The following is a 17660-nucleotide window of genomic DNA, read 5'->3' as shown; positions in this document are numbered from 1 at the left end:
TGCCGACGACCCGCTGCCCGGGGGTGACCGCCGCGATCCCGGGCGGCGCCACCCGTACCGGCAGACCGAGCCGCACCGCCGCGTCGGCCAGCTCCGGGGTGGACAGACGCGGGGCGGACAGCAGCGGGGCGGACAGTTCCGCGAACTCCTGTGGCACGACGGCCTCCTGACACCAGCTCGGTTCCCACCGGACGTACCCGCGCAGCCTACTCCCGGGGAGTCACCTCCACCCGGCCGGTGGCGTGGTCCACCCGGACGGTGTCCAGGCCCATCCGGTCCAGTTCGGCGATCTGGTCCGCGTGGGTGGTGCGGTTGAGGGCCAGGGCGGAGACCATCGGGTCCCCGTCGCCGATCACCAGCTCCTCGGTGAGCAGCGCCTGCATGAACGGGTGGCCCGCGTCGCCGGGCGGGTCGGCGTCCACCGCCAGGTGCACCAGCAGGTGTTCGGCGCCGGTGTCGAGCCAGCGCGCGTGCGAGATCCAGACCCGGTGGATCTCCGGGAAGTCGCGCACCCTGGCGACCGCCGCCTCCCGCAGCGCCACGGCGAGCGGGTGGGTGGAGCGGGTCAGCCCGAGCCGCTGCCCCGCTCCCCTGACGCCGCGTTCGGCCATCGCCTCGAAGAGCGACTCCACCGGCAGCAGCACGGTCGCGCCGTCCGGGCCGAAGAGCACCAGCCGCGCCGCGCCGTACTCGCGGATCAGCTCCAGCAGCCGGAGCGCGTCGCAGTAGACGGTGCCGGCCGCGTGCGGGAGGTGGGTGGCGCAGTCGGGCTCCGCGGTGAAGCCGGGCAGCGCGGGCACGCCGTCCCCGGCCCGCTGGACCAGCAACGGGCCCCCGTCACCCCGGACCGGGACGTAGAGCCCCTGGTCGATGACGGCACCGAGCACCTGGGGGACCTGCTCCTCGGGGCCGCCCCGGGCGATGAAATCGGCCAAGGCCGCATCGAGAGTCACCGGCCGATGATAGGACAGTCTTATTGCCCTTCCCCGGGCGCCGCGCGGGCTCCCGCGGTGGTCATCACCCACCGCGGGAGCCCGCACCGCTGACGACCTGCCGTTCCGTCAGCCGAACGGCAGGCGGAGCACCGAGGCGCTGCCCTGCGCCTGGGTGGCCCCCACCCGCAGGGCCGTCGCGGCGTTGCCGATCGCCGACCAGACCTCGATCCGGACGGTGCCGTTGCTCAGGTTGCCGAGCGCGCCGGTGGAGGCCGCCAGCCCGGCGGTGGCCGAGTAGCGCTCCCAGCCGGTCACCGGGTCGGTGGCGAAGTACCGGTAGGTCTCGGTCCGGTCGAAGCTGCCGTCACCCGTCAGGTCGTAGGAGATCCGCAGCTGCTGGCCGAGGCCGACGGCGGAGCCGGCGTCCAGGTAGAGGTCGAACTCCGTCGCGGCGCCCGCCCGCAGGGTCGCGTTGACGTTGCGCACCTCGTAGACGGCGGGCTGGTACGGCGTGCCGTCGTGGTTGCCGCCGCCCGCCGAGGCGACGGTGTCGGAGGAGGCCCCGGCGCCGTACGCGGTGGTCAGCTTGCCGCCGGGCTGGAGGTAGAAGGTGTTCCCGCCGACCGGCGGCACCGACGGCGAAGCGGTGGGCGAAGGCGTCGGAGAAGGCGAGGGCGAAGGCGAAGGCGAGGGCGAGGGCGTGACCCCGCCCGAGCCGCCGTCCTGGAAGCTGCCCCGCTCGCTCGCGGTCGACCGCGCCGGAACGGTCAGCACCGCCCCGTCCGAGAAGCGGACCGTCCGCGCCGCCGTCGAGAAGTTGTGCGCGACGTGCGTCCGGGTGGAGCCGTTGACGAAGACCGCCGCCGTCGGCAGGTCGGCGGTGACCGCCGGGTCGAGGGTGCCGAGCACCGCGAGGTTGCCGATCCAGTGCTGGACGTGGGCCTTGGACTCGCCCTCCTCGGGGGTGTACGCGTCCTTGCCCGCCTGCCAGTTGGCCTTCGCCCCGGCCGGGTCGGCGAGCGCCTGGAACTCCCAGGCCAGGTCCCGCCAGTCGGTCAGCACACCACCGTTGTTGGCCCGGTGCTCGGCCAGGTTGGCCAGGACGTCGTCCTGCCGGCGCGCCAGGTAGAGCGAACCACCGGTGATGGGCAGGTAGTTGATGCCGTGGATCATGCCGGGGCTGGCGGTCCACCAGGTGGAGTACGCGGCGCCGCTGCCCCACACCATGCCCACCGTCTGGTGGCCGAAGGAGGACGGGAAGACGGCCTGGTCGGCGTTGAACCAGTACTGCTCCACGGCCCGCGACTCGGTGGTGTAGAGGTAGATGCCGAGGTCGCGCAGCGCGGTGTCACCGGTGGCGGAGCCGTAGAGGATCAGCCCGGCGCTGAAGTTGAGCGACTCCGAGGAGGACTCCTCGTTGTTGCCCGCCGCGAACCCGGCGTGGCCGGAGGCCCAGCCCATGCCCGCGTACGGGTCGAAGCTGCGCAGCCAGGGGAAGCGGGCGTCGGCCCGGTCCGCGTTGGCGGCGTCCTTGGCGAGCAGCTTGACCATGCCGCCCCAGGCGGAGTCCGCGGCCCAGGCCGCGTCGTAGCGGGCCACGGTGGCGGCCGCCTGGATGTAGTAGCCGTAGTGGAAGTGGTGGTCGTTGAGCTCGCCGTCGGTGCCGTAGGAGGCGGGGTAGCCGATCAGGGTCTTCCAGACGTCGTCGTAGGCGAAGACGGTGGAGCCGGTCCCGGCGAACCACTGCTGGAGCCGGCCCTTCATCAGCCCGAGCAGCTTGTCCCTGCTCGCGGCGTCACCCAACTGGTCGGCGATCGGCACCAGTTGGGCCAGGCGGCCAAGGGCCTTGCCGGTCCAGTAGGTGTCCGTGGCACCACTGAACGGGTCCGCCGCGTCGGCCGCCTCGCGGACCAGCGCGCCGAGCGAGGCACGGTCGGCGCCGCCGACGTCGGGCAGCGAGGGCAGGATGGCGTCGGCCTTCATCACGGTGGTGAAGCCGCTGCCCTGACGGACCTTCATCTGGCCGCGCGGGGAGGTGTAGCCCAGCGCGGCGAGTTGGTCGGAGGTGGCCAGCCACTGGTGGCGGTAGAGGGCCAGCAGGGTGCCGGTCTGGCTGCCCTCGACGGGGGTCGTGGTGGCGGTGTAACTCGTGGTCAGCGCACCGCCGTTGTAGGCCCAGGAGACCTTGGTGTCGGTGACGAAGCTGTACGCGTAGGTGCGGTAGAGCGCCAGGTCGCCGGGCGAGGGCAGGACGGCCACCGAGTAGTAGTCCTTGGCGCCGAGCGCGGCCGTCAGGGTGGGGCCGTTGACGTTCCAGCTGGTGCCGGTGGGGGCGAACAGGCCGTAGTGGTGGCCGGCCACGGTGATGCCGAGGACGTTGCCCTGGTTGGCGAAGACCGTCGGGGTGCCGGCTGCGCTGATCTGGGCGGCGCCGCCGGTGGCCCGGGCGTAGACGTAGGGCAGGCCGTGGCCGATGGTGGCGGCGAAGCTGTGCCCGGCGTCGGACCAGGCGGGGGTGACGGTCCAGTCGGACCAGCCGTCCACCTTGGTGTCCGGCGAGTTGAGCCCGGCCACGCCGAGGGTGAGGTCCCGGGTGTGGGTGAAGTCGTACTGGCGGCCGTCGGAGGTGACGGTGGGCGAGGTCGGGTAGCCCACCTCCAGGCCGGAGTTGACGGCCTTGAAGGTGAACGGGTGGGCGTACATGTTCTCGGAGTACGGGGTGCCCGCGTAGCGCTGGAAGACCAGCGAGGACCACCAGTCGTTGGTGGGCACGGCCTTGCCGGCCATCCGGGCGGTGACCTTGGGCGTCACCGGTGCCCCGGCGGAGTTGCTCGGGCCGACGGTGCCGGCCGGGCGGGTGTCGGTGTACCCGCCGAGGCCGACCTTGACGGTGGCGGCGGAGGCGGTGGGCGCGCCGACGGTCGCGGTGAGCGCGGCGGCGGCCAGGGCCAGGGCGGTCAGGACGGCGGCGGGGCGGCGCCCGGCCCTCCTGCGGCCGGTGGCACCAAGGCTTGAAGGACGGGGCGGCTTCACGATGAGTCACCTCGGGTGGGAGTGGGGGAAGGTGAGAGCGCTCTCAGAAAGCTCTCGATCCCGGACGGTAGGGGCGGCTCCGGAGGGGTGTCAACGGCTCGCGCGAAACCTTCCTGACTTCGAGGCGTAAAACCACAACTCGCCCAACACCCCAGATCACGTTCAGGTTTCGACCCCTTGACGGCCCGGGACACCGCCCGGCACGCTCCTCCCAGCACTTGAGAGCGCTCTCAGAACTCGACCAGGAGGCACCCCCCATGCGCCCGTTCAGAGCCGCCACCCTCGGCAGCGCCGCCCTCGCCGCCGCCCTGCTGCTGACCGCCTGCGGCTCCGGCTCCACCGGCTCGGCCGACGGCGGCGACGGCAAGGTCACGCTGACCGTCGACCTGTTCGGCACCTTCGGGTTCAAGGAGGCCGGGCTCTACGACGAGTACATGAAGCTGCACCCGAACATCACCGTGAAGCAGAGCGACACCCAGGACGAGGCCCAGTACTGGCAGGCGCTGCAGACCAAGCTGGCCGGGGGCGGCGGCCTGGCCGACGTGCAGGGCCTGGAGGTCGGCCGGATCGCCAGCGTGATGCAGAAGCAGGCCGACAAGTTCCAGGACCTGCGCTCGCTGGGCGCGGCCGAGGTCAACGACGGCCTGGTCCCGTGGAAGGGCGCCGCGGTGAAGACCGCCGACGGCAAGGTGCTGGCCGCGGGCACCGACATCGGCCCGGAGGCGGTCTGCTTCCGCACCGACCTGTTCAAGGAGGCCGGCCTGCCGACCGACCGCACCGAGCTGGCCGCCAAGTGGTCGACCTGGGCCGGCTACCTGGAGCTCGGCAAGGAGTACGTGGCCAAGGCCAAGCCCGGCAACGCCTGGACCGACAGCGCCGCGGGGATGTTCACCGCCGAGGTCGGCCAGCAGAAGGTGCGCTACGCCGACGAGTCCGGCAAGCCGGTGCACGACACCAACCCGGCTGTGCGGACCGCCTGGGCGGACGCCTCCAAGCTGGTCGCGGACGGCCTCTCGGCCAAGCTCCCGCAGTGGACCCCGGAGTGGAACAAGGCCTTCTCCACCGGCAAGTTCGCCACCCTCAGCTGCCCGGCCTGGATGATCGGCTACATCAAGGGGCAGGCCGGCACCTCCTTCTCCGGCAAGTGGGACATCGCCCCCGGCCCGGGCAAGACCGGCAACTGGGGCGGCGCCTACCTGGCGATCCCGAAGACCGCCAAGCACCCCAAGGAGGCGGCCGAGCTGGTCAAGTGGCTCAACGCCCCGGAGCAGCAGGCCACGCTCTTCGCCAAGCAGGGCTCCTTCCCGTCCTCCACCGCCGCCCAGGCGACGATCAAGTCGGTCAAGGACCCGTACTTCAACGACGCCCCGATCGGCGAGATCTTCAGCGAGTCGGCCGCCAACATGCCCGCCCAGGTGCTCGGCGCCCAGGACGGCGTGGTCACCAAGGCCTTCACCGACGCGCTCGGCGAGGTGGAGCGCACCGGCACCGCCCCGGCCACCGCCTGGCAGCACGCCCTCGACAACGTCAAGAAGGCCTCCGGCAACTGACGACCCACCATCCCGGGCCGGGGCAGCCGCGCACGGCGGCCCCGGCCGGGGAAAGGACCCCCATGGCCACGCTCACCGCCTCCCGCCCCACCGCTCGGCCCGCCCCGGGCCGGCTCGCCGGGCGGCTGGCCCCGTACGGCTTCCTCGCCCCGTTCTTCGTCCTGTTCGCGGCCTTCGGCCTCTTCCCGCTGCTGTACACCGCGTACGTCTCGCTGCACCGGGTCGAGCTGCAGACCTCGGACCGGATGGACTGGCTGGGATTCCAGAACTACACCCGGCTGTTCGAGGACCCGTTCTTCTGGAACGCGCTCGGCAACACTTTCACCATCGGCGTGCTCTCCACCGTCCCGCAGCTGCTGATGGCGCTCGGGCTGGCGCACCTGCTCAACTACCGGCTGCGCGGCCGCACCTTCTTCCGGGTCGCGATGCTGATGCCCTACGCCACCTCGGTGGCCGCCGCCACCCTGGTCTTCGCCCAGCTCTTCGGACGGGACTACGGGCTGATCAACTGGGCGCTCCAGTCGGTGGGGTTGAGCCCGGTGGACTGGCAGGCCTCCACCTGGGCCTCGCAGTTCGGCGTCTCGGCGATCGTCACCTGGCGCTGGACGGGCTACAACGCGCTGATCTACCTGGCCGGCATGCAGTCCATCCCGAACGAGCTCTACGAGTCCGCGGCGGTGGACGGCGCCTCCCGCTGGCAGCAGTTCCGGCACATCACCGTGCCCGGTCTGCGGCCGACCATCGTCTTCACCGTGGTGGTCTCCACCATCGGCGCCACCCAGCTGTTCGGCGAGCCGCTGCTCTACGAGGGGAACTCCGGCGGCGGCATCTCGCACCAGTACCAGACCCTCGGGCTCTACCTCTACGAGCAGGGCTGGACCTTCTTCCACCTCGGCCGGGCCGCCGCCGTGGCCTGGGTGATGTTCCTGCTGATCGTGCTGCTGGCCCTGACCAACGCGGCGATCGCCGCCCGGCGCAACCGTACGGACCGGTGAACCCCCTTGGCCTCCACGACCCTTGCTCTCAAGCGCACCGGCAGCCGGACCACCCGCCGGCGCTCCCCGCTCCAGGGCGGGCCGCTCGCCTACGCGGTGCTGATCGCGGCCACCCTGCTCTTCGTCTTCCCCTTCTACTGGACCCTGGTGGCCGCCAGCCGCTCCAACTCCGAGCTCAGTTCGGCGACTCCGGCGCTCACCCCCGGCCCCAACCTGTTCCACAACATCGGCCAGGCGCTGGAGCAGGCCGCGATCGGCACCGCGCTGCTCAACTCGCTGATCGTCTCGGTGGCGGTCACCGTCGGGGTGGTGCTCTCCTCCACCCTGGCCGGCTTCGCCTTCGCCAAACTCCGGTTCCGGGGACGGGGGTTGCTGCTGGCGATCACGGTGGGCACCATGATGATCCCGCCACAGCTCGGGGTGATCCCGCTCTTCATGGTGATCGTGAAGCTGGACCTGCAGAACAAGCTGCCCTCGGTGATCCTGCCCTCGCTGGTCTCCGCCTTCGGCGTCTTCTTCATGCGCCAGTTCCTGCTCCAGGCACTGCCGGACGAGCTGATCGAGGCCGGCCGGATGGACGGCGCCTCCACCCTGCGGATCTTCCGCTCGATCGTGCTGCCGGTGGCCCGCCCTGGCATGGCCGTGCTCGCCATGCTCACCTTCATGGCCACCTGGAACGACTTCTTCTGGCCGGTGGTGGCGCTGAGTTCGCAGAACCCGACCGTGCAGGTGGCCCTCAAATCGCTCGGCCAGGGCTACGTCCCGGACCAGTCGATCGTGATGGCGGGCACCCTGATCGGCACCCTCCCCGTGCTCCTGGTCTTCGCCCTGCTGGGCCGTCAGATAGTCGGCGGCATCATGCAGGGCGCCGTCAAGGGCTGAGCCCTCTACCGTAGTCACCCATGGAAGGCGACATGTCCGTAGCAGCCCTACCGGCCCCCGTCCGCTCCGACCGTCCCACCGACTTCCCCACCGGCTTCGTCTGGGGCGCGGCCACCGCCGCGTACCAGATCGAGGGCGCAGCCGCCGAGGGCGGGCGCTCCCCGTCCATCTGGGACACCTTCAGCCGTACCCCCGGCAAGGTCCGCAACGGCGACACCGGCGACATCGCCTGCGACCACTACCACCGCTACCGCGAGGACGTCGCGCTGATGGCCGAACTCGGCCTGGGCGCCTACCGGTTCTCGCTCTCCTGGCCGCGGGTGCGGCCGGGCGGCACCGGCCCGGCCAACGAGGCCGGGCTGGACTTCTACGACCGGCTGGTGGACGAGCTGCTGGACAAGGGCATCACGCCCGTGGTCACGCTCTACCACTGGGACCTCCCGCAGGAGCTCGAGACTCCGTCGAAGGGCGGCTCCGCCGCGGGCGGCGGCTGGCTCAACCGCGACACCGCGTACCGCTTCGCCGAGTACGCCACCGTCGCGGCCCGCCGCCTCGGCGACCGGATCCCGACCTGGACCACGCTCAACGAGCCCTGGTGCTCGGCCTTCCTCGGCTACGGCTCCGGCGTGCACGCCCCGGGCCGGACCAGCCCGGTGGAGGCGCTGACGGCCCATCACCACCTGCTGCTGGCGCACGGTCTGGGCACGGCGGCGCTCCGCGCCGAGCTGCCGGCCACCGCCCAGGTCTCGCTCACCCTCAACCTGGCCGCCGTCCGCGCCGTCAGCCAGTCCCCCGCCGACCTGGACGCGGCGCGGCGGATCGACGGCCTGGCCAACCGGATCTTCCTCGACCCGGTGTTCAAGGGCAGCTACCCCGCCGACGTGCTGGCCGACACCGCGCACGTCACCGACTGGGGTTTCGTCCACGACGGCGACCTGGCGGAGATCTCCCGCCCGCTCGACTCGCTGGGCATCAACTACTACACCCCGACCGTGGTCGGCGCCGACGACCCGTCAGCCCCCGCACCGCGCCAGGACGGCCACGCCGGGGAGGTCTCCCCCTGGCCGGCCGACGAGGGCGTGCGCTTCCTGCCCGCCGAGGGCAGCCGGACCGCGATGGGGTGGCCGGTGGACGCCGACGGCCTGTACGAGCTGCTCACCCGCCTGCGGGACGAGCTGCCCGGCCTGCCGCTGCTGGTCACCGAGAACGGCGCCGCCTACGACGACTACAGCGACCCGAGCGGCGCGGTGCACGACCCGGAGCGGGTGGCGTACCTGCACGGGCACCTGGACGCGGTGCGGCGGGCGGCGGCGGACGGGGTGCCGGTGGGCGGGTACTTCCTCTGGTCGCTGCTGGACAACTTCGAGTGGTCCTTCGGCTACGGCAAGCGCTTCGGCATGGTGCACGTGGACTTCGCCAGCCAGCGCCGCACGCCCAAGGACAGCGCGCGCTGGTACGCCGAGGTGATCCGCACCGGGCGGCTGCCCGAGGCGTGAGACGCGCCCGTGAGACGGCCGAGGGCCGCGCCCCGGTCCGGGGTGCGGCCCTCAGGTGTGAGGCGGCGTCACTTCTTCGGCGAGCCGCCGTTGGCACGAACCGACTTGGTGATGGTCTTCCACTTCTTGAGACGCTCGGCCGCCAGCCGGGCGTCGGTCCGGGAGGCGATCCAGGCGTTCTCCCGCTGGAGCTTCTGGTAGCTCTCCCAGCGGCGCACCGGGAGGGTGCCCTCCTCCATCGCGGCCTGCACCGCGCAGCCCGGCTCGCCGGCGTGCCCGCAGTCGTGGAAGCGGCAGTCGGCGGACAGCTCCTCGATCTCGGCGAAGGCCACCGCGAGGCCCTCGCCGCCGAAGAGGCCGGCGCCGCGCAGGCCCGGGGTGTCGATGACCACGCCGCCGCCGGGCAGCGGGATCATCTCGCGGGTGGTGGTGGTGTGCCGGCCCTTCTCGTCCACCGAGCGGGTGGACTGGACGACCATCGCCTCGGAGGAGCTGAGCGCGTTGGTGAGGGTGGACTTGCCCGCGCCGGACTGGCCGATCAGCGCGCTGGTGGTGCCCAGGCAGGCCCGCAGCACGTCGATGCCCTCGCCGGTCTCGGCGCTCACCGCGAGCACGGTGACGCCGGGGGCCACGCCCTCGACGTCGTCCTTGACGAAGTCGGCGTCGCCGACCAGGTCGCTCTTGGTCAGCACGACCAGCGGCTCGGCGCCGGACTCCCAGGCGAGCGCGACGAAGCGCTCGATCCGGCCCAGGTCCGGGTCGGCCGCCAGCGAGACGGCGATCATCACGGTGTCCACGTTGGCCGCGAGCACCTGGCCCTCGGACCGCTTGCCCGCGGTGGAGCGGATGATCGCGGTGGTCCTGGGCAGCACGGCCGCGACGCTGGGCAGCGGAGCGGTCGTCAGGTCGACGCCGACCCAGTCGCCGGTGCAGACCCACTCGGCCGGGTCCGAGATGCGGACCGGGCGCAGGTCGGCCCGGACGGTTCCGGGCGCGCCGGAGCCGTCGTCGTCGAGGAAGACGTCGCACATCCCCCGGTCGACCCGGGTGACGCGACCGGGCCGCAGGCCGGCGTCGGCGTGGAGGGCGAACTCGGAGGCCCACTCGTCGTTCCAGCCGTAGCCGGACAGCGAGAGGTCAGAGGTGGTGGAGAGATTCAACTTCGGGGTGACCCTTCAAAGGGGTGGCCCCGGCGGTCCGCGCACGGCGCGGAGCTTGAGGGGGTGTCAGCCGGAGACCACGGAGGTACGAACGAGGACCTGCGGGACGCGGACGGCGTCCGTCATGACGACAGTCATCACGGCCGTCACCTCCTTCTTGCTCAGCGGCTGTTCCCCGGGAGCGGCTCGCTCCCGACGCGGGCGACCTTAGCGAACCACCGGCCGGCCACGCACCTCCTTTTTTCCACCCCGTCAGACCTGCCAGGACCCGCCCGGCCGGTCGCTGTCCGGCGGGGGCGGCGGACGGCGGCGGCGGTGCGCGCCTCCGTTGCCGAGGCGGCCGCGCAGGTTGCCCGGGGGCAGGAAGTCGGCCCAGCGCTCCGGGTACTCGGAGGGCGGGTCGCCCTCGTCGTCCTCGTCCAGGTCGTCCTCGTGGCCCTCTCCCAGGCCCAGCTCGCGGGCCAGCCGGGCCCGCTCCACGGCCCGGCGGGCGGTGGCCTCGCGGACCACGGCGGCGGCCGCCTCCTCGCTGGCGCGCTCGTTCTCGGCGCGGGCGTCGGCGGTCTCGATGGTGGGCCAGCGGCGGTCCAGCGCGGCGTTCATCGCGGCGCCGATCAGCACCGCGAGGGCCACCACGCCGATCCAGAGCAGCACCGCGACCGGCGCGGCCAGCTGCCCGTACAGCGAGCGGCCCTCGATCGAGCTGACCAGGTAGAGCCGGAGCAGCACGCTGCACACCACCAGCACCACCAGGGCCACCAGGGCGCCGGGGATGTCCTCCCGCCAGGGCGTGGAGACCGGCACGGCCACGTGGTAGAGGGTGGTGAGGAAGACCACCAACAGCAGGATCGCCACCGGCCAGTAGAGCGCGTCGATCACCCCGGCCGAGTCGGGCAGCGCGTTGCGCACCAGCCCGGGCCCGGCCAGCAGCAGCGGCAGCACCAGGGAGCCGATCACCAGGGCGCCCAGGTAGAGGGCGAGCGACATCAGCCGGGTCTTCACGATGCCGCGCTTGCCGTCCAGGCCGTACATCACGGTGATGGTGTCGATGAAGATGTAGAGCGCCCGTGATCCGGACCAGAGCGAGAGCAGGAAGCCGATCGAGATCAGGTCGGGCCGGCCGCCCTCGTCGAAGACGCCGTTCAGCAGCGGCTGGACGATCTGCTGGATCGAGCTGGGGGCCAGCACGGTGGCGCTGGCCTGCAGGATGTCCTGCTCCAGCTTCTCGATGGTGCCGGCGCCGAGGATGTCGTCCAGGTACCCGAGGGTGCCGGCCAGGCAGAGCAGCAGCGGGGGGATGGAGAGCAGCGTGAAGAAAGCCGCCTCCGCCGCGAGTCCGGTGACCCGGTACTCGACGCAGGTGTTGGTGGTGTCCTTCACCAGCGTCCAGGCGGTCTGACGCCACGTCGAACGCCGCGCGCGCCGTCCGCGACGGCGCCGCCGGGAGGGGCGCTCGGCCCCCGTCCTGCTGGTTTCCCCTGCTGCTTGCACGCCCCTAACCTATCGGTCCCTGGGCGGCGGACCCACGAGCAACCTGACGAGGTCTCACCGACCGTCCGGGCTGCGGCGGAGCGGGCGGCGTCTCATCAGTCGACACTCAGGAGTCCACCATCCGGACGTTGGTGGACCGGGGGTCGTGCGGCGTGCGAATCTCTTGCCATGCCGAGCGCCGGAACCACCCTAGTAGGTCGACTTCACGTCGATCTCCTTCGCGTGTCCAGCGCCATCTGTCCGGTGACCTGAGCCCACCCCGCCGCCTTCCACCGCACCCGGCGCGAACCTCTTCGCCGTCCCCGCCGCTGCGGATGCGCGAGGCCCCTGGCAAGGTCACTGCTCCCCCGTATCTCGCGGAGAACCCGCAGGTCACAGCAGGTCCGTGCCCGGAAGCCCCGCAGCCGCCACCAGAGCCACTGCCTTAAGGACTTCACCATGGCCAGCACCCCCGAAACGGTCGAGCCCCCGGCCGACGGCGCCCCCGCGCGCCGCCCCGCGGCCGCCCGCAAGGTGACCCGCCACCGTGGCGAGGGTCAGTGGGGCCTTGGACACCGGACCCCGCTGAACCCGAACGAGCAGTTCAAGAAGGACGACGACGGTCTCAACGTGCGGACGCGCATTGAGACGATCTACGCCCAGCGCGGCTTCGAGTCCATCGACCCGGCCGACCTGCGCGGCCGGATGCGCTGGTGGGGTCTGTACACCCAGCGCAAGGAGGGGATCGACGGCGGCAAGACCGCGATCCTGGAGCCGCACGAGCTGGACGCCGAGTTCTTCATGCTCCGGGTCCGGATCGACGGCGGCCGCCTGACGGTGGCCCAGCTGAAGGCGATCGCCGAGGTCTCGGAGAAGTACGGCCGCGGCACCGCCGACCTGACCGACCGCCAGAACGTCCAGTACCACTGGATCCGGATCGAGGACGTCCCGGCGATCTGGCAGACCCTGGAGGCGGTCGGCCTCTCCACCACCGAGGCCTGCGGCGACACCCCGCGCGTCATCCTGGGCTCCCCGGTCGCCGGGATCGCCGAGGACGAGATCATCGACGGCACGCCCGCCATCGACGAGATCATGCAGCGGTTCATCGGCAACAAGGACTTCTCCAACCTGCCGCGCAAGTTCAAGTCGGCGATCTCCGGCTCGCCGCTGCTGGACGTGGCGCACGAGATCAACGACATCGCCTTCGTCGGCGTGGAGCACCCCGAGCACGGCCCGGGCTTCGACCTCTGGGTCGGCGGCGGCCTCTCCACCAACCCCAAGCTGGGCGTCCGGCTCAACGCCTGGGTCCCGCTGGACGAGGTGGCCGACGTCTACGGCGGCGTGATCGGCATCTTCCGCGACTACGGCTACCGCCGCCTGCGCAACCGCGCCCGGTTGAAGTTCCTGGTCGCCGACTGGGGCCCGGAGAAGTTCCGCCAGGTGCTGGAGGACGAGTACCTCAAGTACAAGCTGGTGGACGGCCCGGCGCCGAAGGAGCCCAGCGGCACCTGGCGCGACCACGTCGGCGTGCACCGGCAGAAGGACGGCAACTACTACGTCGGCTTCGCCCCGCGGGTCGGCCGGGTCAACGGCAAGCTGCTCGGCCAGATCGCCGAGCTGGCCGCCGAGCACGGCTCCGACCGGCTGCGCACCACCGCCGAGCAGAAGATGCTGGTCCTCGACGTCCCCGAGGACCGGGTCGAGTCGCTGGTGGCCGGCCTGGAGGCGCTGGACCTGCGGGTCACCCCCTCGCCGTTCCGCCGCGGCACGATGGCCTGCACCGGCATCGAGTACTGCAAGCTGGCGATCGTCGAGACCAAGGAGCGCGGCCGCACCCTGATCGACGAACTGGAGGCCCGCCTCCCGGAGTTCGCCGAGCCGCTGACCATCAACATCAACGGCTGCCCGAACGCCTGCGCCCGGATCCAGGTCGCCGACATCGGCCTCAAGGGCCAGCTGGTGACCGACGAGAACGGCGAGCAGGTCGAGGGCTACCAGGTGCACCTGGGCGGCGCGCTCGGCCTGGAGGCCGGCTTCGGCCGCAAGGTCCGCGGCCTCAAGGTCACCAAGGACGGTCTGCCGGACTACGTGGAGCGGGTCCTGACGCGCTACCAGGAGGACCGCACCGAGGGCGAGCGCTTCGCCCAGTGGACGGCCCGGGCCAGTGAGGAGCAGCTGTCGTGAGCGAGCGAGCCGCCCCCTTCCACTGCCCGTACTGCGGCGACGAGGACCTGCGGCCCTCGGAGGCCGGCCACGGCGCCTGGGAGTGCCACTCCTGCCGCCGGGCGTTCCAGCTGAAGTACCTGGGCCTGCTGTCAACCACCCACGGGGGAACGGCACATGAGCAGCGTGACTGACTACGAGGCGATAGCCGCCAAGGCGGCCGTCGAGCTGGAGGAGGCTCCGGCGCAGGAGGTGCTGCGCTGGGCCGCCGAGACCTTCGGCTCGCGGTTCTGCGTCACCTCCTCGATGGAGGACGCCGTGGTGGCCCACCTCGCCTCCTCGGTCTTCCCCGGAGTGGACGTGGTCTTCCTGGACACCGGCTACCACTTCGCCGAGACCCTGGGCACCCGGGACGCGGTGGCCGCGGTGATGCCGGTCAACGTCATCACCCTCAAGCCGCTGCAGACCGTGGCCGAGCAGGACGCCCAGTACGGGCCGAACCTGCACGACCGGGACAACGACCTGTGCTGCGCCCTGCGCAAGGTCGAGCCGCTCAACCGCGGCCTGGCCGCCTACGACGCCTGGGCCACCGGCCTGCGCCGGGACGAGTCGCCGTCGCGGGCCAACACCCCGGTGGTGGCCTGGGACGCCAAGCGCCGCAAGGTGAAGATCGCCCCGATCGCCCGCTGGACCCAGGACGACGTGGACGCCTACGTCGCCGCCAACGGGGTGCTGCTCAACCCGCTGCTGTGGGAGGGCTACACCTCGATCGGCTGCTCGCCGCTCTCCTGCACCGCCAAGCCGGGCGAGGGCGAGGAGGGCCGCTCCGGCCGCTGGGCCGGCTCGGGCAAGACCGAGTGCGGCATCCACCTCTGACCAGCTGACCGACCGTCAACCACCCCTAGGAGAACGACCCGTGAGCACAGTCCACACCCTGGCCGCCGACGGAGCCGCAGAGGCGGCCCCGCAGGCCGCCCCCTGCGAGCGCGGCGCCACGGTGTGGCTGACCGGGCTGCCGAGCGCGGGCAAGACCACGCTGGCCTTCGCGCTGGCCGAGCGGCTGCGCGCCGAGGGCCACAAGGTCGAGGTCCTCGACGGTGACGAGATCCGCGAATTCCTCTCCAAGGGGCTGGGGTTCAGCAGGGAGGACCGGCACACCAACGTGGCGCGGATCGGCTTCGTCGCCGAGAAGCTGGCCCGCAACGGCGTGAAGGTGCTGGCCCCGGTGATCGCCCCGTACGCCGACTCCCGGGCCGCCGTCCGCGAGCGCCACGCGTCGCTCGGCACCGAGTTCCTCGAGGTGCACGTGGCCACGCCGGTGGAGCTCTGCTCGGAGCGGGACGTCAAGGGCCTGTACGCCAAGCAGGCGGCCGGTGAGATCTCCGGCCTGACCGGCGTGGACGACCCCTACGAGGCCCCGGAGAAGCCGGAGTTGAGGCTCCAGACGCAGGGCCGCCTGGTGGAGGAATCCGCCGCCGAGCTGTACGCCTTCCTGACCGAGAGGGGCCTGGCATGACCACCGCGACCCACAGCCCGCTGGAGACCGAGTCGCCGTTCGCGCTGTCGCACCTGGACGCGCTCGAGGCGGAGTCGGTGCACATCTTCCGCGAGGTGGCGGGCGAGTTCGAGCGGCCGGTGATCCTGTTCTCCGGCGGCAAGGACTCCATCGTCATGCTGCACCTGGCGCTCAAGGCCTTCGCCCCCGCGCCGGTCCCCTTCGCCCTGCTGCACGTGGACACCGGCCACAACTTCCCCGAGGTCATCGAGTACCGGGACCGGGTCGCGGCCAAGCACAACCTGCGCCTGTACGTCGCGAACGTCCAGGACTTCATCGACGACGGCCGCCTGCGCGAGCGCCCCGACGGCACCCGCAACCCGCTGCAGACGGTGCCGCTGCTGGACGCCATCGAGTCCCACAAGTTCGACGCCGTCTTCGGCGGCGGCCGCCGCGACGAGGAGAAGGCCCGCGCCAAGGAGCGCGTCTTCTCCCTGCGCGACGAGTTCGGCGCCTGGGACCCGCGCCGCCAGCGCCCCGAGCTGTGGTCGCTCTACAACGGCCGCCACGCCGCCGGCGAGCACGTGCGCGTCTTCCCGCTCTCCAACTGGACCGAGCTGGACGTCTGGCAGTACATCGAGCGGGAGAAGATCGAGCTGCCGGGCATCTACTACGCCCACGAGCGCGAGGTCTTCAAGCGCGACGGCATGTGGCTGACCGCCGGTGAGTGGGGCGGCCCCAAGGAGAGCGAGCAGGTGGTGACCCGCCTGATCCGCTACCGCACCGTCGGCGACATGTCCTGCACCGGCGCGGTCGACTCCGACGCCGCCACCAATGCGGAGATCATCACCGAGATCGCCGCCAGCCGCCTCACCGAGCGCGGCGCCACCCGCGCCGACGACAAGCTGTCCGAGGCCGCGATGGAAGACCGCAAGCGCGAAGGGTACTTCTAAAGATGAGCACCACCCAGGAAGCAACCGCCACCTCGCTGCTGCGCTTCGCCACCGCCGGCTCCGTCGACGACGGCAAGTCCACCCTGGTCGGCCGCCTGCTGCACGACTCCAAGTCCGTGCTGGCCGACCAGCTGGAGGCCGTCGAGCGCGCCTCCCTGAGCCGCGGTCAGGAGACGCCGGACCTGGCGCTGCTGACGGACGGTCTGCGGGCCGAGCGCGAGCAGGGCATCACCATCGACGTGGCGTACCGCTACTTCGCCACCGCCCGGCGCCGGTTCATCCTCGCCGACACCCCCGGCCACGTGCAGTACACCCGCAACATGGTCACCGGCGCCTCCACCGCCGAGCTGGCCGTGGTGCTGGTCGACGCCCGCAACGGCGTGGTCGAGCAGACCCGCCGGCACGCGGCCGTGGCCGCCCTGCTGCGGGTGCCGCACGTGGTGCTGGCAGTCAACAAGATGGACCTGGTCGAGTACGCCGAGACCGTCTTCGCGCGGATCGCCGAGGAGTTCACCACCTACGCGGCCTCGCTCGGCGTCACCGACATCGTCGCGATCCCGATCTCGGCACTGGCCGGGGACAACGTGGTCGAGCCGTCCGCCCACATGGACTGGTACGGCGGCCCCACCCTGCTGGAGCACCTGGAGAGCGTGCCGGTCGGCACCGACCCCAGCGAGCAGCCGGCCCGCTTCCCGGTCCAGTACGTGATCCGTCCGCAGACCGCCGAGCTGCCCGACTACCGCGGCTACGCGGGCCAGTTGGCCTCCGGCGTGCTGCGCGTCGGTGACGCCGTCACCGTGCTGCCGGCCGGGCGCACCACCACCGTGGCCGGCATCGACGCCCTCGGCACCGAGACCGACATCGCCTGGGCCCCCCAGTCCGTGACGGTCCGGCTGGCCGACGACATCGACATCTCCCGCGGCGACCTGATCGCGGCCGGTGCGGCTCCCGTCCCCACCAAGGACGTCGAGGCCACCGTCTGCCACCTGAGCGAGCGCCCACTGACCGTCGGCGCCCGGGTGCTGCTCAAGCACACCACCCGCACGGTGCGCGCGCTGGTCAAGGAGATCAGCTACCGCATCGACATCGACAGTCTCGAACAGCGTTCCGGCGCAAGCGGGTTGGCGGTCAACGAGATCGGCCACGTGGTGCTCCGCACCGCCGAGCCGCTCGCGCTCGACCCCTACGCCGACAACCGCCGCACCGGGTCCTTCCTGCTGATCGACCCGGCCGACGGCACCACCCTCACCGCCGGCATGGCGGGCGAGGCCTTCGACACCACCCCCGCAGCACAGCGATCCGACGAGGAGGACTGGGTCTGATGCCCAGTGAGGCGTTCTCCGGCATGGACAAGGAAGGCGGCCGCATCGGCAGCGGCGTCCTCGGCAGTGGCCAGGGCGGGCTGACGCGATGTGCAGGCGGGCAGGGGCTCTGAGAGCCCCTGTCACCGGGGCGGCCGCTTCCCACAGCGGCGGTCGTTCCGGATCCGCAGGCACCCACGCCCGACTTTCTTTCTTTCTTCCATGAA

At 71.8% G+C, this 17660-nt stretch carries 15 protein-coding genes; 11 read left to right on the top strand and 4 right to left on the bottom strand.

The window, feature by feature from the left end; all coding sequences use genetic code 11:
- Positions 1-206: 206 nt before the first annotated feature.
- Entirely contained in the window at positions 207-953 is a 747-nt protein-coding gene (locus ACZ6ZR_RS07995; protein WP_465640531.1) for a hypothetical protein, read from the bottom strand.
- Positions 954-1061: 108 nt separating this feature from the next.
- Positions 1062-3968 (bottom strand): glycosyl hydrolase, encoded by a 2907-nt coding sequence (locus tag ACZ6ZR_RS07990; protein ID WP_465640529.1) that lies wholly within the window; start codon positions 3966-3968, stop codon positions 1062-1064.
- Positions 3969-4225: 257 nt separating this feature from the next.
- Between ACZ6ZR_RS07990 and ACZ6ZR_RS07985 the strand changes: the two genes are divergently transcribed.
- From ACZ6ZR_RS07985 to ACZ6ZR_RS07970, 4 genes are all read left to right on the top strand, one after another.
- A complete protein-coding gene (locus ACZ6ZR_RS07985) occupies positions 4226-5518 on the top strand; it encodes an ABC transporter substrate-binding protein (protein WP_465640527.1) in 1293 nt (430 codons plus the stop codon).
- A 62-nt stretch (positions 5519-5580) separates the two neighbouring features.
- The gene (locus ACZ6ZR_RS07980) at positions 5581-6513 is read left to right on the top strand and encodes a carbohydrate ABC transporter permease (RefSeq protein WP_465640525.1); all 933 of its coding nucleotides are present in this window, start codon (positions 5581-5583) and stop codon (positions 6511-6513) included.
- A 6-nt stretch (positions 6514-6519) separates the two neighbouring features.
- A complete protein-coding gene (locus ACZ6ZR_RS07975; protein WP_465640523.1) occupies positions 6520-7395 on the top strand; it encodes a carbohydrate ABC transporter permease in 876 nt (291 codons plus the stop codon).
- 32 nt (positions 7396-7427) lie between these two features.
- Positions 7428-8891 (top strand): GH1 family beta-glucosidase, encoded by a 1464-nt coding sequence (locus ACZ6ZR_RS07970; RefSeq protein ID WP_465640521.1) that lies wholly within the window; start codon positions 7428-7430, stop codon positions 8889-8891.
- Positions 8892-8959: 68 nt separating this feature from the next.
- Here ACZ6ZR_RS07970 and rsgA read toward each other — a convergent pair whose 3' ends face one another.
- Together rsgA and ACZ6ZR_RS07960 are read right to left on the bottom strand one after the other, a co-directional pair.
- A complete protein-coding gene (gene rsgA / locus ACZ6ZR_RS07965) occupies positions 8960-10051 on the bottom strand; it encodes a ribosome small subunit-dependent GTPase A (RefSeq protein ID WP_465640519.1) in 1092 nt (363 codons plus the stop codon).
- Positions 10052-10303: 252 nt separating this feature from the next.
- Complete coding sequence (locus ACZ6ZR_RS07960) at positions 10304-11542, bottom strand: YihY/virulence factor BrkB family protein (RefSeq protein ID WP_465640517.1); 1239 nt, start codon at positions 11540-11542, stop codon at positions 10304-10306.
- Between the two features lie 168 nt (positions 11543-11710).
- On the opposite strand from ACZ6ZR_RS07960, the gene ACZ6ZR_RS07955 reads away from it, so the two are divergent.
- The 7 genes from ACZ6ZR_RS07955 to ACZ6ZR_RS07925 all read left to right on the top strand — a co-directional run bounded on the left by ACZ6ZR_RS07955 (position 11711) and on the right by ACZ6ZR_RS07925 (position 17454).
- A complete protein-coding gene (locus ACZ6ZR_RS07955; protein ID WP_310593185.1) occupies positions 11711-11794 on the top strand; it encodes a putative leader peptide in 84 nt (27 codons plus the stop codon).
- Between the two features lie 186 nt (positions 11795-11980).
- The gene (locus tag ACZ6ZR_RS07950; protein ID WP_465640515.1) at positions 11981-13705 is read left to right on the top strand and encodes a nitrite/sulfite reductase; all 1725 of its coding nucleotides are present in this window, start codon (positions 11981-11983) and stop codon (positions 13703-13705) included.
- On the top strand, positions 13702-13878 hold the full coding sequence (locus ACZ6ZR_RS07945; RefSeq protein WP_396294860.1) for a hypothetical protein: 177 nt from the start codon (positions 13702-13704) through the stop codon (positions 13876-13878). Before ACZ6ZR_RS07950 ends, ACZ6ZR_RS07945 begins: the two co-directional genes overlap by 4 nt.
- The gene (locus ACZ6ZR_RS07940; RefSeq protein ID WP_465640513.1) at positions 13862-14560 is read left to right on the top strand and encodes a phosphoadenylyl-sulfate reductase; all 699 of its coding nucleotides are present in this window, start codon (positions 13862-13864) and stop codon (positions 14558-14560) included. Before ACZ6ZR_RS07945 ends, ACZ6ZR_RS07940 begins: the two co-directional genes overlap by 17 nt.
- Before the next feature lie 58 nt (positions 14561-14618).
- The gene (cysC, locus tag ACZ6ZR_RS07935; RefSeq protein WP_465640764.1) at positions 14619-15200 is read left to right on the top strand and encodes an adenylyl-sulfate kinase; all 582 of its coding nucleotides are present in this window, start codon (positions 14619-14621) and stop codon (positions 15198-15200) included.
- Positions 15197-16132, top strand: a complete 936-nt coding sequence (gene cysD / locus ACZ6ZR_RS07930) for a sulfate adenylyltransferase subunit CysD (protein WP_465640511.1) — start codon at positions 15197-15199, stop codon at positions 16130-16132. The genes cysC and cysD overlap by 4 nt, the downstream gene beginning before the upstream one ends.
- A gap of 2 nt (positions 16133-16134) precedes the next feature.
- Positions 16135-17454, top strand: a complete 1320-nt coding sequence (locus tag ACZ6ZR_RS07925) for a sulfate adenylyltransferase subunit 1 (RefSeq protein ID WP_465640509.1) — start codon at positions 16135-16137, stop codon at positions 17452-17454.
- The last annotated feature ends 206 nt before the right edge of the window (positions 17455-17660 follow it).

The sequence above is a fragment of the Kitasatospora sp. NPDC088742 genome (assembly GCF_055584905.1).
This window is presented reverse-complemented; position numbering and strand designations above follow the sequence as displayed.

Bases quoted from the DNA above. Each gene is read 5' to 3' on its own strand.
- ACZ6ZR_RS07970 (WP_465640521.1), top strand. From the start codon at position 7,428: ATGTCCGTAGCAGCCCTACCGGCCCCCGTCCGCTCCGACCGTCCCACC.
- ACZ6ZR_RS07985 (WP_465640527.1), top strand. From the start codon at position 4,226: ATGCGCCCGTTCAGAGCCGCCACCCTCGGCAGCGCCGCCCTCGCCGCC.
- cysD (WP_465640511.1), top strand. From the start codon at position 15,197: ATGACCACCGCGACCCACAGCCCGCTGGAGACCGAGTCGCCGTTCGCG.
- ACZ6ZR_RS07925 (WP_465640509.1), top strand. From the start codon at position 16,135: ATGAGCACCACCCAGGAAGCAACCGCCACCTCGCTGCTGCGCTTCGCC.
- ACZ6ZR_RS07980 (WP_465640525.1), top strand. From the start codon at position 5,581: ATGGCCACGCTCACCGCCTCCCGCCCCACCGCTCGGCCCGCCCCGGGC.
- ACZ6ZR_RS07955 (WP_310593185.1), top strand. From the start codon at position 11,711: ATGCCGAGCGCCGGAACCACCCTAGTAGGTCGACTTCACGTCGATCTC.
- ACZ6ZR_RS07940 (WP_465640513.1), top strand. From the start codon at position 13,862: ATGAGCAGCGTGACTGACTACGAGGCGATAGCCGCCAAGGCGGCCGTC.
- ACZ6ZR_RS07950 (WP_465640515.1), top strand. From the start codon at position 11,981: ATGGCCAGCACCCCCGAAACGGTCGAGCCCCCGGCCGACGGCGCCCCC.